This window comes from Desulfitobacterium sp. PCE1 (assembly GCF_000384015.1).
In the GTDB taxonomy this organism is placed as follows: Bacteria; Bacillota; Desulfitobacteriia; order Desulfitobacteriales; family Desulfitobacteriaceae; genus Desulfitobacterium; species Desulfitobacterium dehalogenans.
Genome location: NZ_KB913023.1, coordinates 2,025,144 through 2,039,176, shown reverse-complemented (window position 1 = coordinate 2,039,176; position 14,033 = coordinate 2,025,144). Strand labels below are relative to the sequence as shown.

Genomic DNA, 14,033 nt, shown 5'->3' with positions numbered 1-14,033 from the left:
TATTAGCTACATATCTTTTATTTAAAAAATAGTCCGGACAGCTTCATATCCGGTGTAAAGGTGATAGTAACAATAAAACTTTTCTTCTCGTAAACAGCTTTAGCTACAAAGACCGCATACTCCTGCCCGGAAGAATCCGTATTGCCGGCCAATTGGATATCTTTAATTTCCTTGAAGGCACCCGCTTTTTGCAGGGCATCATAAACAGGCTTCATAGCCTCGTCAGTTAAACTCTGTTTAATTTCTTCAGTACCCATCTCCCGCATAGTCTGGCCGTCCCTGTCATTCACCAAGGCGATGACGCTTTTAGCCTTTTCCTCAACCTTGACCGGATCAAACTTGCTGGACAGAGCCGGCAATTCCTTATTACAAGCCGTTAATAAAAACAGACACAAAATTGAAGCAAGAATCACTAAACCTCTTCTCTGCCTCTCTCTTTGCATATTCATGATGTGAGCTCCTCCCCGGTGATCCTGTTTTTCAAAACAGTTATGCTTCTACAAGAATTCTTTCGATCTCTACTACATACATGGTGTGATAATCCTTCAGAGGATAATTCTTCTCATCCAGACCATCCACAATAAAGCACTCAGGCTTTAGTTCCTGGGCATAGAGCTTTTTGCAAAAGAGTGTCATTTTTGCTTCTTCAAAGTAGGGGGTCCCATCATCAGTTTTGATCACAGTTAAGCTGGATTCTTTAATCTTATCCACATCTCTTCCGGATACGCGCCCTAAGTAGCCCAGTTGTTTTTTGTAGGAGGGATCAAAGAAGGATAGTGACAGGGAATCGGAATGATCTACAAATTCCTTGGTGTAGCGTGTAGGGCGAATAAAAATATAAGCTACATTCTTATTCCACAATACCCCAAAACCGCCCCAGGAAGCTGTCATAGTGTTGGTTTTTTCATCTTTGCCGGCGGTAATGAGCATCCACTCTTTGTCCAGGATCTGAAAAGGACTATGTACAAATTGTTCCGGAGTAATTTCTTTGAATTCGCGCATTTTACAAATCTCCTTTAAATTGAAGTATTTCCATACACCGTACTAAGAATTTCTCTATGGTCTGCTCTTCTTCCTGCTTTTTTTCTTCAGTTATTTCACCCCTTCCTAAACGGTCACAAAAACCAAGAAGGGCAATTTCTTCCACAGAGACTTCCGAGGCCATTTTTTTGACATTGGCAAAGGGCAATCCTTTAACGACAAAGAGAATCTGCATATGCCAGCGGACCATTTTGGCTACCTGGCGGATGAACATTTCATCCTGGGTTAACTCCCGGAGGAATTGGCTGGCCAGCTTCTCCCCTTCTGAATCATGGTCATAAGAAGTGATACGCCCTTTACGTATGCGGGTGGTGGGGGCTTTGCCCAAGTCGTGGAGCAAGGCCGCCCACATGAACACCTGAGGATTTTTGCTGATGTGTTTTCTCTCGGCCGCGTTATCAAGAACCATAAGAGTATGGTTCCAAACACTACCCTCGGGATGGTGCTTTGGAGACTGGGGGGTATTTTTCAGTGCTCCTAATAGGGTAAAAGGATAAGACCCCTCAAATATTCCCCTCTTGCTTAATTCTATTATGAAGTTTGAAGGTTTATTATCATTCAGAAGATGATTGTCGATTTCTTGAAAAGTTGTGCTTGGCATAGTCATTTCTCCCCAAAATACTTTAATCTTGTTGGATACCTATCTTATAGTTTACCCAAAGCAGGCAGGTTATGTTATAAGCAAAACCTGGCCAATTAGCCAGGTCTGTATAATCTTTCTGTGTATCTATATTTCAAAGTATTCATCTGCAAGAAATCATAATTCCGGCAAGGATCATTCCCCGTTGGTATTTACTCTGTTCTTCAGGCTTTAAGCGGTAGACCTCGGAAAGAACTTCTCCTAATTTTAGCACATTCTCTATTTGACCGCTTTTGAGTTCGAGCTCGAGTTCACAGATGGGTTCTCTTTTACTCTCTGCTTCGATCTCCCCCACATCCAGGGCTAACTCAATGTGGCTGCCGTCTTGGCAAGTCAGGTCAAGAGCGGTTCGTTTAAACCGAGTGACAAAAATAGGGAGGAGTTCTTCATCTCTAACAAAGTTCCCTAATTCTTGGCCTATGGCCAGATCCTTAAAAGGTTCTAAGGTAGGGATATTCTCCGATAATTTTCGATTCCATTCCCTCCTTATGGATAGTCCACTCTGAGATGAACCCAATCCTTTGATGGTGGCAGTATATTCCCCTGCTGAACTCCGTATTCTGTAGCATACCTGGTGATTAATGAGCTGATGGCCGCAAGTGTCATAATAGGTTGTCTCATATTCCTTGACTTGGGGCCGGGTATTTCGACTTAACTCTCTGATCAAAGGATCTTCCAGTATCCTCTCCCCAAGCTGCGGATTGTGAACCTTAAGTTTTAGTTCAATTTCCTGAAATTCCTGCTCCTTGGCCGTGTTCTCGCTGCACTCCTTTGTTTTATCAGCAGTACAGCGCCCTTGTGCAGTATCCTTGTCCTTCCTACTGTCAATCTCTTGAAGAATATAGGTTATGGCCTCCTCAAGAGCACGCTGATATTGAAGGGGCAAGATCTGTACCCTTTCTTGTATCAGTCTAAAAGCCTCGAGGTGAGCCTTTAGAGCATATTCATCATTGGTATAGCAGGAATCCACTAATTGGCTGAGATCATTAGCTTCTTTAGTTTGACCCTTTTGGATAAGGTAGTCATAGAGAGCAAGCGCGAATTTAAAGACATCGGATTTATTTGAAATATTAATACTCATTGGAATTCTCCCCTTTTATTTTGGTATAACACCTTTTTACTATCAAAAGCATAGGTTATTTACCATCCCGGCACAGAAAAACTCTATTTAAGGAATTATCTGAATTGTTTTGAAGGAGTTCTCTTGGAGATGCTTAATTATTAAAGGTAGGTTACCATTTTATTCTTAATTTAAGGAGGAATGCTCTATGAACTGCGAACGGTGCCTGGATCCGATCACTGATGGTGAAAGCTACAGCCATCGAGGCAAAATCCTTTGTGAAGATTGCTATATAGGTGCTCTGCAACCTCCTAAGTCCTGTGATGTAACTGCAGTTCATTCTGCCAAAACTCACCGTCAGCTTTCCGGGGAGAGCGGAACAGATGGACTTACCGAACTCCAGTGTAATATCTATGACCGAATCAAGGAAATCGGAAAACTAACCCGCCCCGAACTGATGGCTTCCTTTAACTTAAAGGAATGGGAGCTGGATAAGGAGATAGCCATATTAAGGCATTGCGAGCTGATTAAGGCCCGTAAAATGGGAGAACAAATCTACATCGTACCTTATGAACTGGAATAGGCCGGTTTCTTTATTCAGCTTCTCCCCTGCGCTCTGCAGGCAGAAAAATTAAAAGTACAGTGCTTATTATTGCCATAAGAAAAATACACCCAAAAACATAATGAAGAGAAGAGGCCAGACCTTCTTTGACAATCGCCGTGATATGAGTTGGAATCGTTGCCATCCTTTGGGGATCTAGAATCGTGTTGACAAGGTCGATACTCACGGGAATATTAATATCCGCTGCTCTTAGATTCAAATAATTTAACAGACGGCCATTAAGTATCCCCGCCAGGAGCCCTGCTCCCAAGGTATTTCCTAAGATGCTCATAAACATATTCGTGGCTGTGGCCACACCCCGCATCTCCCAGTGGACACTGTTCTGGATTGCTACGATAAATACGGTCCGGGTAAGCCCCATTCCGATCCCTACTGTAAAGGAGCCTGCTGCAACCCATAACCATCCCATCTGAGGCTGTATGATAAGGTAGAGAATGGAACCCGCTAATAAAAACACTCCGCCACTGATTGCTGTTGGTCTAAAACCGACTTTTACCATAATTAAGCCTACTAAGGCAGCTGCTACTGTCCAGCCAATGGACATGGCTGTTAAAGCAAAACCGGCAATTATAGGGGGTTGTCCCATCACCCCCTGTACAAAGGTGGGAACAAAGGTCGACACACCAATCATCAACATCCCCGTTGTCAGGGTGGCAAGATTGGATAGTGTAATCAGACGATCCTTCCATAGACCAAGAGGCATAACAGGCTCTTTTGTTCTTTCTTCCTGACGGATGAAAAGGATCAGAACCACCAATATAAAGGCAAGGAGTCCTCCCACCTGCCAAGATACCCACGGCCAAACGACTCCGTCTTGAATCAGAATGAACATTAAAGCACTGACTGCCAGAAATATCAATCCAGAACCGGCATAATCAATGTCGTGACTTTGCTTTTTCACAGATTCATGAAAAAAGAAATAAATGCCTGCCATGGATATTATCCCAATAGGGATATTCACCCAAAAGACCCAGGCCCAATGAATGTACTGAACAAAAACCGCTCCCAGGGCAGGGCCTATAACTGAAGCGACGCCCCAGACACCGGATATGTATCCCTGAACTTTAGCTCGCTCATGTGCGGCAAAGATATCCCCTACGATGGTGGCCGAAATGGGTTGTACCGCACCGGCACCCACTCCCTGAATCAGGCGAAAGAGGATGAGTGAATTCATGGTGGTGGCAAAGCCGCAAAGAACAGAACCTATCAGGAAGATAATGACCCCAATAAAAAAAATCGGTTTCCTCCCATAAAGATCGGCTAATTTCCCATAAATGGGTATAGTAATAGCCTGTGACAATAAGAAAGCGGAAAAAACCCAACTAAAAGAGGAGAAACCGCCAAGATCCGCCACAATACTAGGCATCGCAGTGGCGACAATGGTCCCTTCAATGGCAGACATAAAGGTGGCTAACATGATGCAAGTTAAAACAAGACTCCGATTGGATTTTTGAGCGGTATCCATGAACATCACCTGCTTATAAGACTTATCGAAACTTTACGATACCCCTATGCCGGATAATTGTCAAGAATACAGTTCCTTTTAAAAGAAGAACAGAGTGTGGGATTCTCATGTTGAGATCCCTCACTCTGTTTTGCTCATGTCTATTAGTGGCATGTGTAACAAGTAAGCTCTCCTGTGTGATGGCAACTTAAACACTCTGCTCTTTTGTCATAGTCCATATGCATTTTATGACATTTATAGCACTCTACATTGTCATCATGGTTTTCATTGGGGCGAACATGGGGATTGACATAGCCACCATCTTTTTTGGGAAGTACGGTGCTGTTTACCGTAAGAGCGGCTATCTCTTCATAGGAACCATGGCATTCGAAGCACATCTCTTTGGACATTCTTACATTGATATTGCCCGGGACTGTAGCGGCGCCTTTATGGGCTTCTTGAAGAGATTCTAAGCCATGACAATCCACACAGTTTTGGCCTTCTTGGGCATGAACAGCGATGGTGAGGGTAGTGTTCTTCATAGATTCTACATTACTGGAATGACAGAGAGCGCAATCCATATCCGGTGTCCACCACTCCTCTGATCCTGCTGCCTGTGACGCGGGCTCTCCAGTTGTCGGTGGAGTTGGGATTTGTGCAGTATCTGAAGTTTTTGAACATCCGACAATCACTCCAATAACCACCAAGGACAAGACAATAAGTAAGATCATTCGTAGTATATTTTGTCTTTTCAGTTTAACCACTCCTTGGACTGAGGATTTTTCCTACAACACTGGGCAATACTCAAGTTCAGCCTTGATATCAGTATCTTCGCTGATCTCAAGGGAAGTCTGAAAAGATATGTAATCATCTTTTGTTATATACAATTCTTGATTGCCTCCAGGCACTACAAGTGTGGCAACTCCATTTTTATCAGCTGTTGCTTTGTATAAACCCAGCATAACGTAGGCTTCCTGAATGGGCGACTTATCAAATTTGTTGATGACCTTAATCATGATTTTATGTTCAGGTGGCTTTGCTGTACGGAATAGAAAAGTCTCTGGATGTGATTGGTGTTGGATCTCCAATTCCTGTGCGCGGCATTGAATTGCCCATTTGTGGAAGGCTTCATCCGTTGGAGCAGTGAGTTCTTGTTCTGTCCAATAAAATCCATGAGTCTGGGGCATTATTTCTTCCCTCAAATGGCCGACGGCCACCTGCTGATGATTGTCGTCCATTACAAAGAGAGGAAGCCCTGCAAGAGAGCAACCAGCGGAACATTTTACTCCAATATTGACTTTGAATTTTTCGCCTTGAGTCACTGGAGACAATACACCCCAAGAACTTATTGTGATCATGTGGGGTTTTACTATAAAGGAGAATTGCATAGAACTTTCCTTAAATAGAGTGCCTTCCTTTTGTTGGGCCGGAAAAAGTACTGTCCATGCATATTCACCAGGTTCTTTTGGCGCTTTCAGTGGGAATTCATAGGTATCATTATCTATCCTGTTGAAGAAATTCAGTTCGGTTTCAGTTACAATATTACTTGAAAAATCTATAACTTGAATTTTGCAGCCTAAAAGGTCATTATTAGAAACACTCGTAACCCTGACTTGTATCAATAGATCCTCTCCAGCATTTACTTTCTCAGGGAGGATGTTCAAAATCTCAATATTAGTCTTATGTCCGATCTCAGCTTGTGTATATTCATTCATAGCAGTATTCTCCTTGATGATAAGATTGAGTCAGGAAAGAGGGCCAGAAGCTTTGGCCCTCATCCATCTATTAGTCTTAAGCTTACGACCAAGGGGTTAGCCCGGCAGCATTCTTACCTGCTACACGTCCGCATACTATACATTCGGTTAAATTGCCACCGGCTTGATAAGTAAACTTAAAGACTGAAGATATTTCACCGGCTGTGTAAAGCCTTGGAATAGGTTTGGCATTCCAATCAAGGGCCTCCCTCTTGGCATTGGCATCAATACCACCCTTGGTGTTTGGTCCCCCTGGATATAGCTTCATAGCATAGAAAGGTGGCTTCTCAACAGGGCCCATGGTAGCAGGGGTTCTACCAAAGTCTTTATCTTCACCGACAGCACACCATTCGTTAAATCTCTTCACGTTGTCGATTAGGGTCTGAGTATCAATGAGTTCACGGTTTTCCGGATCGGCCTTGATCTTTTCCGCTAATTCTTCAAGGGTATCGGCCTTGAGGATCCATCCCCGTTCGATGGCATCTAAGTTATCCTTACTCCAAGGCAGGAAGCCATAACCCACGGTTGAGCCAGTGGTGCTTACCACCGGACTGGAGGCTCTACGGGTTTCATCAAAGATGATCCAGCTGGGAATCCGAGGGTAGTTCATAGTTAAGAGGTCATAGTGGACAGCTTCTTTATAGAATTGATAACGATAGGGTCGTGTGGAATCGGTGATGATGTGTTCATCCGTATATCGCTTACCGAAGTTATCTACGATAACACTGTTCTTCGAGGAGGTTACACTAGTATTGGAACCCATTTTAAGGCCTTTTTCATCCCAATTTTTCCCGTAAGGGAAGGCTGACTCAATACGGGAGGCTGCTTTAGCCACTTTAACCAGACCTGAGCCCACCAGGATAGCCATTTCAATGCCATCACCCGTATTATCCGGTGATCCGTAAAATCCCCAGCCTGTGACTCCAGGACCCTCCAGGAAGGCTCTGCGCATGGGGAGATTATATTCGTACCCGCCACTGGACAGCACGACTCCTCTTTTAGCCTTAACTTTGATCTCTTTATCGCCTTGAGTAGCGATAACCCCTCGAATTTCACCATTTTCTCCTTGAATTAACCTTTTGGCCGGAGTACTGAATAAAATCTGAATTTCCGGACGTTTTCCTTTAATTCCCTCTTCGACAAGCGCCCAATAGAAAGCCTCCCCTGCGGATTTTTGCTCTTTGGGTCGCTCATAGGCCGGGACCTTGGAATCAGCATTTTGGAAATCCTTATAGCGGGTACTAATCGTTTTGCCATATTTGGCTTCCTTAAATTTCGGGAACATAGGGAAGGATGCCTCACCCCCGGGTGCCATGCCGGCGGGATCGAGATCGGGAGCTTGGGTCATCAGGAAATTTTCTACATTCATAATACCGTCAGCAAACATCTCTGCCATTTCAGCAGATACATGTTCTTGCTCACCTTCGCTCTTCCAAGGAATATTCTCCCCGCTCATCATAGCCTTGATATACTCAACCCGGGCTGCCCTGTCGCCCATTGGATCAGGGTTGTGCCATACGCCGCCGCTCATTCTCGTATTAGGGTAATGGGCCTTTTCCGCTTGCTTTTCTATAACAAGAACTTTTGCACCAGCATCGTAAGCTTCAATGGCTGCCGAAGCACCTGCACCCCCCAGACCAATTACAACGACATCTGCTTCGTAATCCCATGTTTGAGTGGCTGGAGCTGGAGTATCCTTTGCTGCACCTTCTGAGCAGCCAGCTAATAGACCTGTACCGAGAACAGCTCCTCCAGCCAAAATACTGGTGTTCCGCAAAAAATCTCTTCGGGATAATTTCTTTTCTTCAGAACCTGTTTTTTTCTCAACCACTGTTTTCCTCTCCTTTTTTATCCTTTATTTCTATCTTGAACTTATTTTTTTAAGAATCACCTCCACTTATAGTAATTATTGTGATAGTGTGTTTATTCTCATGAATTATCATAAATTTACACTTCAGTTAAATATTATATATTTATCCTTCAAAAACCTTAATATTATGTTATAATAGTAACAAGCTAAAGTTCAGTATTGAAGTTACAGATTGACTGAAGTGTCTCAATTTTGTTTAAACAAAATTCAATAAAGATATTAGTTTCTATAGAACCTGACCACAGTGGAATTCATAATTAAGGAGCAACAAGTGATGCAAGAATACCATGAAGTACAGTGGCGTATTTTTCACACCCTTGGTTGTCTTCTCGAAAAAAACAATCTTGATTCTATTAGTACTAAACAACTCTGCGAAGAAAGCCATGTTTCTCGTCAGACTTTTTACCGCTACTTTCAGGATAAGTATTCGGTGGTCAACTGGCATTTTGATCTTTTGACTAAGGATACTCTCCAGCAAATTGGCCGTACGCTAACATGGCTGCAGGCTCATATTAAACTATTTACGGAACTACATAAAGAAAGATCGGTATATGTCTATGCTGCCAATTCTGTGGATTACAATTCTGTTGAAAAATATGCTTATCGACGCTCTAGGGACATATACGCCACAACGCTAACTAACTACATTAAGGTCCCACCCACAAAAGCCTTGCTTTTCCAAATTGATGCGGCGGCGTTAATTGCTTCACAGCTTATGTTTATTTGGGGGGAGAAAGGTATGAAGGAACCGCCTGAGGAATTGGCAACATTAATTGATACTGTACTTCCTCGCGAATTGAAGGAAATTTTTAATCATAACCTATAGCCACGTATTATAGAGCAATCGGCATTTTGATAAAGCCAAAAGCACCGGTAGTTTAGTTTTTTAACTCACCGGTGCTTTCTTTAACTGTCTTTTACAGTATTCTTGTCTATTTGCTTCTTATCATTTAGGTAAAAATCACTTTCCTATAGAGGATAAAATTCCAAATTGTTGCAGCAGCCATCATAACGAATTTGGCCCAGAAGTCGATTAGCCCCCAACTCACCAAAAGTGTAATCATCCAAGTGGTAAAAATCATATTGAACAGAATAAGGGATATATATAAGACAAAACTGCGACTTATCCTGGTACTGCTGCGAAAGGACCAATTCCTGTTCATCAGAAAATTGACTCCCGTGGCAACTCCCATCGCTATAATATTGGCTGGAGCCACATCCACCCCGATTCCCCTTCGCAACCCGAGAAAGAGCAATAGCTCCAGGAGCGCTGTAGAGCCACCGACAATAATGTACTTGATAAATATGGTCTTCCCCTCCCAGGTCTCTCTATTATTGAATTCTCCTGCGAATTGTTTTGATTACACTTTTTCTCTGTTCGGAGATAATATAGCGGGGTCTTCCTTTGACTTCGTCATAAATTTTCGAGATATAGATCCCAATAATGCCGAGACTGATCATGATCGAACTGCCGATACCCAGAATTAAAATAATCACGGTCGTAAATCCGGTAAAGGCTTGACCGCTAAACTTCATATAGAGAGTCTGACCAACTAAGACCACATCAAAAAGCAAAAGCCCTATCCCAAGTCCGGTGATGATTTGTAAAGGCATGGAGCTAAAGGAGGTTATGGAATCAATAGCAAGTTTAAATAAATTTGGCAAGGACCACTTGGATTGACCTTCCCTTCGCTCTTGAACTTGGAAGGGAATCTGGATTCGTTTGTACCCTAACCAAGCCGACATGCCCCGGAAAAAGGTGTCCGTCTCCTTAAGCATTTTCCAAGCTTCCACTACTTTGCGGTCTAAGAGTTTAAAATCCGAAGCATTGGTTAGATTAATTCCAGTAGCTGTATTAAACAATCTGTAATAGGTCAAGGCGGTTATTTTTCCCCAAACCGTTTCTCTGCCACGTGTGGCTTTGATTCCCTCTACCACTTCATACCCTTCCTCCCGCCAGAGACGGACCATTTCCGGAATGTACTCGGGAGGGTGCTGAAGATCCGCATCGAGGGTGACACAAGCATCCCCTGCCGCGGCCTCCAATCCTGCACATAAAGCTGCCTCTTTACCGAAATTCCTGCTGAATTTGAGAAGGAGTACATTATCGAAGTCCTCGGCTAATCGCTGCAGCTCTGACCACGAACCATCCGTAGACCCGTCGTCAACCAAAACGAACTGATGCTTTATCTTTTCACTTAATAAAATAGAGCGGATCCTTTGGACATTGACATATATTTGTTTTTCTTCGTTGTATACGGGTAGGATTATGGAAATCAATGAACTGCCCCCAAAAAACAATCATATAAAACAGGTTGAAAATTAATTCTAATTAAATTATTGACGTATTACCTGCTTTTTTAAACAACAGCCTTCATTGGAGTGATATCTTGTTTAAGAATCTATATGCTTATCTAAAATCCAGTTCCAGATGTTCAAAGAGAGACTGGCTGATTCTCCTGGTCTTTCTTTTCGCCATGCTCTGGATTCATCGTTACATTTTCCTTTATGCCGATGATTTATACTACAGCCGGGATGCTCAATACGGGCTGAATTACCTTCCAGAAGCTCTGCTTGATGAATTGAATTCCAATGGACGGGTCTGGATCGGCGGAGCAATGGTCTTGGCTCTTAAACCGCAAATCGAGTTTTTCCGTATCCTCAATCCCCTTATACTCATGTCGGTAGTCTATATCCTGGCCAAAATGGCCACCTTCTCCGAATCCTCTCTCCATAAGAAAAAGGACAATCCTTCCCTCTGGATTGCCCTGCTCTGCGCTGTCTTATTCTTTCTCTTTTTGCCCCTAAAAATTGCCCATATAACAATTTATTATGCTGCCTGTGCTTTTAATTATCTCTATCCCATGGCCCTTGTTCTATTATATGCTTATCTGCTCTACACCCGGATAGGTTCCAGAAGCCTAAGTAAAAAGTTATTGCTTATTGCTCTGGCCTTCTTTGTCGGCTCCTCCACTCAGCAGGTAGGAATGATCGGAATCGGCTTTACTGTCATGATCTCTGTTTATCTTTACTTTATCCGCAGAAAGCTGCCCTTTAGAACGTTTCTTCCCCTCTATGGAGTCATGTTCTTAGGGTATATACTGGTCAGCTACGGTTCTTTAAAGCGTTTAGTCTGGGAAAGGACTGCCGGTAATGAGGTAGTTCTTACAGATGTCATAACCGAACTAATCAAGACGAATATTTTCTCTTTACCTGCGGCTCCCTTTGTAATGCTCATCAGCCTTAGCTGTATCTTTTGGCTTTTTGCCTTTTCCCGTCCCGGCTCCCCAGCCGGTGACCCCCCATCCGTAGCTGCGACTCTCTCCTCTTCAGAATGGTCAAGAACCGCCGGATCTGAATTCCGGTCTGAAACTTCTTCTGCTCAAGAAAAACACTTTTCAGCGGAGACATGGTATTGCGAACCCATGTGTCGAAAACAACGCATCTTCAATCGCTCCCTTGCCATTCTTTTATGCGCGGCCCTGACCGGATATATCTACCTTCTTTTGTACAAGGAGATTCCTTTTGATCTTACTCATGAAAATCTTCATTCTTTTTACGGGTTAAGTGTTATTGCCTTTGTTTTTCTCTATTTCTCTGCCTTAGTCTATATCTCGGTTATCATGCTGATAAAAAAGGATTACCCTTTTCTGCTCTTCAACACCATCAATGCCCTAGGGGCTCAAATCATGCTGATCGTTGTGGATGCGCGTTTTGCAGCAACCTATAAGGTCATGTTTCCTTCACTGCTCTTATTCAGTGTCTTTATCTTCTATTCAGTCCTGGCTTTCCGTCGGAATACCCTTTACTTATCTCTGGCTTTCTTTTTCTTGACCTTAAGCCTTCAGGAGAAACTCCCCGCCCTTGCCGGAGGTGTGATCTTTGGCCTTGCACTTATTCATTATCTCTACTCAATGTTTAGAGAAGAAGGTTCCGGGAGCGGGATAAAGCTTATTCAAGTCGGTTTGGGTGTGTTTTTCTGCCTTATTTCTGTTATGGTTTTCGGCAGTACTCTTCACGGCTACTATCAAGCTTCCATTCCGCAGAACTATAATCTGGAGGCCATAAAACAATATCATGAGGGAGAAAAAAAAGGAGAGCTCCTCCTGAAAAAGGTGCCTCCAAGTTATTATGGTTATAATCTAGGGAATTGGAATGATATGCCCTACTTTATGAAACAGTGCTACGGAATTAAAGAGGATACGCCTATTAATTATATCCAGTAAGAACATCACCGATTATTGCTCCTAGGATAGATCCTTTAACTTTTCAAACAGGCTCTTCATTTCGGGACTAATGGAGCTTGGGTTAATTATTCGCACTTTAATATAGAGGTCCCCCCGCGTCTCGTTCCGATCGATATACCCTTTTCCGGCGACACGAATCTTATTATCCGTTTGTATCCCGGAAGGTATTCTGACTTTGATTGTAGAGTCCAGGGTTTTCACCGTAACTTCGGACCCTAAGGCTGCATCCCAAGGGAGAATATCAACGGTTGTGGTGAGATTAATCCCTTCCAGAGAATAATGACTATGAGGATGAAAACGAAGGGTTAGATATAAATCTCCATTCTCTCCCCCATTAACCCCTTGTTCACCTTGTCCTTTGAGCCGAATCTTTTCTCCTTCTTTGATCCCCTTGGGAATTTTCACTGAGAGACTTTTCTGCTCGGTCCTGCCTCTCAGGGATATCTGTTTTTCGGCGCCTTGAAAGCCTTCTTCCAGGGTAATGCGCAATTCCGACTCAACATCCTCTCCTGGATAAACAAACTGGGAACGTGTTCCCCGGAATCGGGGACCTTTTTGACCAAAGAGGTTACCTAGATCCAAGCCCCCTTCTCCAAAGAAGAGGTTGAAGAAATCGCTGTAATTGCCTCCTCCAGTGGTCTTGAATTCAAACTGACCATTCCCGAATCCAAATTGGGAGGGGTCAAAATTATAGCCGTTCTGGTAGTTGAATTCATTGCCAAAGCTATCGTATTTCTTTCGTTTTTCAGGATTTCCGAGGACTTCGTAGGCTTCATTGATCTCTTTATACTTTTCTTCAGCTTCCTTATTGCCCGGATTAATATCCGGGTGATACTTTTTGGTGAGCTTTCGATAAGCCTTTTTGACTTCCTCGAGAGTTGCCTTTTTCTCCACACCAAGAATTTGATAATAATCCTTATATTGCAAAGGACATCCCCTCCCTTCATTCCCTAGTTTAATAGTTTCTTTCCTTGGGTATTCATCAGCGGGTGTTCACTCCATAATATGGTGAAAAGGGGAACTGTGCGTCCCCCCTTAGTCAATGTCGATTTGATGTTTCTTCGGTGCAGATGTTTCCATTTTGGGCAGGGTTACCTGGAGTACCCCATCTTCATATTTGGCTTTAATCTCTTCTTCTTTAACTCTGGTAAAGGAAATGACTCGTGGCACGGAAATTAAATTTTACATAGAAGACACCTCTGCATATACGTTTCTGACCTTCTCTGATATTAGTGTAAACTTTTTACCCAAAAACTTCAATATTGATTTCTGACCATATTTGACCTTTATCTTTGACAATTATTAACTTTTACCTTCCAGGTCATTAAAGCTGCCGTTTTTGAGCCTTTGGACCA

15 protein-coding genes are annotated in these 14,033 nt (G+C 43.0%); 3 read left to right on the top strand and 12 right to left on the bottom strand.

The genetic code is table 11. The annotated features are described in order from the left end of the window. Nucleotides 1–17 precede the first annotated feature (17 nt). From DESPCE1_RS0110090 to DESPCE1_RS0110075, 4 genes are all read right to left on the bottom strand, one after another. Nucleotides 18–449, bottom strand: a complete 432-nt coding sequence (locus tag DESPCE1_RS0110090; protein ID WP_019850403.1) for a DUF3887 domain-containing protein — start codon at nucleotides 447–449, stop codon at nucleotides 18–20. Between the two features lie 40 nt (nucleotides 450–489). Next, nucleotides 490–1,002: a flavin reductase gene (locus DESPCE1_RS0110085; protein ID WP_019850402.1), complete on the bottom strand. Its 513-nt coding sequence runs from the start codon at nucleotides 1,000–1,002 to the stop codon at nucleotides 490–492. Nucleotide 1,003: 1 nt separating this feature from the next. Continuing rightward, nucleotides 1,004–1,642, bottom strand: coding sequence for an HD domain-containing protein (locus DESPCE1_RS0110080; protein WP_019850401.1), 639 nt, complete (start codon nucleotides 1,640–1,642; stop codon nucleotides 1,004–1,006). A gap of 142 nt (nucleotides 1,643–1,784) precedes the next feature. Continuing rightward, the gene (locus DESPCE1_RS0110075; RefSeq protein WP_019850400.1) at nucleotides 1,785–2,762 is read right to left on the bottom strand and encodes a CYTH domain-containing protein; all 978 of its coding nucleotides are present in this window, start codon (nucleotides 2,760–2,762) and stop codon (nucleotides 1,785–1,787) included. A 187-nt stretch (nucleotides 2,763–2,949) separates the two neighbouring features. Here DESPCE1_RS0110075 and DESPCE1_RS0110070 point away from each other — a divergent pair, with 187 nt between their 5' ends. Further along, on the top strand, nucleotides 2,950–3,324 hold the full coding sequence (locus DESPCE1_RS0110070; protein ID WP_014793899.1) for a hypothetical protein: 375 nt from the start codon (nucleotides 2,950–2,952) through the stop codon (nucleotides 3,322–3,324). Nucleotides 3,325–3,334: 10 nt separating this feature from the next. Here the strand turns inward: DESPCE1_RS0110070 and DESPCE1_RS0110065 are convergent, their stop codons facing one another. The 4 genes from DESPCE1_RS0110065 to DESPCE1_RS0110050 form a co-directional block, all read right to left on the bottom strand. After that, entirely contained in the window at nucleotides 3,335–4,828 is a 1,494-nt protein-coding gene (locus DESPCE1_RS0110065; RefSeq protein WP_019850399.1) for an MDR family MFS transporter, read from the bottom strand. Nucleotides 4,829–4,971: 143 nt separating this feature from the next. Continuing rightward, entirely contained in the window at nucleotides 4,972–5,499 is a 528-nt protein-coding gene (locus DESPCE1_RS0110060) for a cytochrome c3 family protein (RefSeq protein ID WP_242835383.1), read from the bottom strand. 93 nt (nucleotides 5,500–5,592) lie between these two features. Beyond that, entirely contained in the window at nucleotides 5,593–6,522 is a 930-nt protein-coding gene (locus DESPCE1_RS0110055) for a hypothetical protein (protein ID WP_019850397.1), read from the bottom strand. Between the two features lie 82 nt (nucleotides 6,523–6,604). Then, a complete protein-coding gene (locus DESPCE1_RS0110050) occupies nucleotides 6,605–8,392 on the bottom strand; it encodes an FAD-dependent oxidoreductase (RefSeq protein ID WP_019850396.1) in 1,788 nt (595 codons plus the stop codon). Nucleotides 8,393–8,705: 313 nt separating this feature from the next. On the opposite strand from DESPCE1_RS0110050, the gene DESPCE1_RS0110045 reads away from it, so the two are divergent. Then, entirely contained in the window at nucleotides 8,706–9,257 is a 552-nt protein-coding gene (locus DESPCE1_RS0110045; protein ID WP_019850395.1) for a TetR/AcrR family transcriptional regulator C-terminal domain-containing protein, read from the top strand. A 124-nt stretch (nucleotides 9,258–9,381) separates the two neighbouring features. Here DESPCE1_RS0110045 and DESPCE1_RS0110040 read toward each other — a convergent pair whose 3' ends face one another. Both DESPCE1_RS0110040 and DESPCE1_RS0110035 read right to left on the bottom strand, forming a co-directional pair. Then, nucleotides 9,382–9,720 carry a GtrA family protein gene (locus DESPCE1_RS0110040; RefSeq protein ID WP_084813866.1) on the bottom strand — a complete coding sequence of 113 codons (339 nt, stop codon included), beginning with the start codon at nucleotides 9,718–9,720 and terminating at the stop codon, nucleotides 9,382–9,384. 43 nt (nucleotides 9,721–9,763) lie between these two features. Further along, nucleotides 9,764–10,711 (bottom strand): glycosyltransferase family 2 protein, encoded by a 948-nt coding sequence (locus tag DESPCE1_RS0110035; protein WP_019850393.1) that lies wholly within the window; start codon nucleotides 10,709–10,711, stop codon nucleotides 9,764–9,766. A 110-nt stretch (nucleotides 10,712–10,821) separates the two neighbouring features. Here DESPCE1_RS0110035 and DESPCE1_RS0110030 point away from each other — a divergent pair, with 110 nt between their 5' ends. Beyond that, nucleotides 10,822–12,657, top strand: a complete 1,836-nt coding sequence (locus tag DESPCE1_RS0110030; protein ID WP_019850392.1) for a DUF6056 family protein — start codon at nucleotides 10,822–10,824, stop codon at nucleotides 12,655–12,657. A gap of 21 nt (nucleotides 12,658–12,678) precedes the next feature. On the opposite strand, the gene DESPCE1_RS0110025 is transcribed toward DESPCE1_RS0110030, so the two are convergent. Both DESPCE1_RS0110025 and DESPCE1_RS22525 read right to left on the bottom strand, forming a co-directional pair. Further along, the gene (locus DESPCE1_RS0110025; RefSeq protein WP_019850391.1) at nucleotides 12,679–13,605 is read right to left on the bottom strand and encodes a DnaJ C-terminal domain-containing protein; all 927 of its coding nucleotides are present in this window, start codon (nucleotides 13,603–13,605) and stop codon (nucleotides 12,679–12,681) included. Between the two features lie 108 nt (nucleotides 13,606–13,713). Next, nucleotides 13,714–13,848, bottom strand: a complete 135-nt coding sequence (locus tag DESPCE1_RS22525) for an Hsp20 family protein (protein ID WP_019850390.1) — start codon at nucleotides 13,846–13,848, stop codon at nucleotides 13,714–13,716. Nucleotides 13,849–14,033 lie beyond the last annotated feature (185 nt).

Bases quoted from the DNA above. Each gene is read 5' to 3' on its own strand.
- DESPCE1_RS0110090 (WP_019850403.1), bottom strand. From the start codon at position 449: ATGAATATGCAAAGAGAGAGGCAGAGAAGAGGTTTAGTGATTCTTGCT.
- DESPCE1_RS0110085 (WP_019850402.1), bottom strand. From the start codon at position 1,002: ATGCGCGAATTCAAAGAAATTACTCCGGAACAATTTGTACATAGTCCT.
- DESPCE1_RS0110080 (WP_019850401.1), bottom strand. From the start codon at position 1,642: ATGCCAAGCACAACTTTTCAAGAAATCGACAATCATCTTCTGAATGAT.
- DESPCE1_RS0110075 (WP_019850400.1), bottom strand. From the start codon at position 2,762: ATGAGTATTAATATTTCAAATAAATCCGATGTCTTTAAATTCGCGCTT.
- DESPCE1_RS0110070 (WP_014793899.1), top strand. From the start codon at position 2,950: ATGAACTGCGAACGGTGCCTGGATCCGATCACTGATGGTGAAAGCTAC.
- DESPCE1_RS0110065 (WP_019850399.1), bottom strand. From the start codon at position 4,828: ATGGATACCGCTCAAAAATCCAATCGGAGTCTTGTTTTAACTTGCATC.
- DESPCE1_RS0110055 (WP_019850397.1), bottom strand. From the start codon at position 6,522: ATGAATGAATATACACAAGCTGAGATCGGACATAAGACTAATATTGAG.
- DESPCE1_RS0110045 (WP_019850395.1), top strand. From the start codon at position 8,706: ATGCAAGAATACCATGAAGTACAGTGGCGTATTTTTCACACCCTTGGT.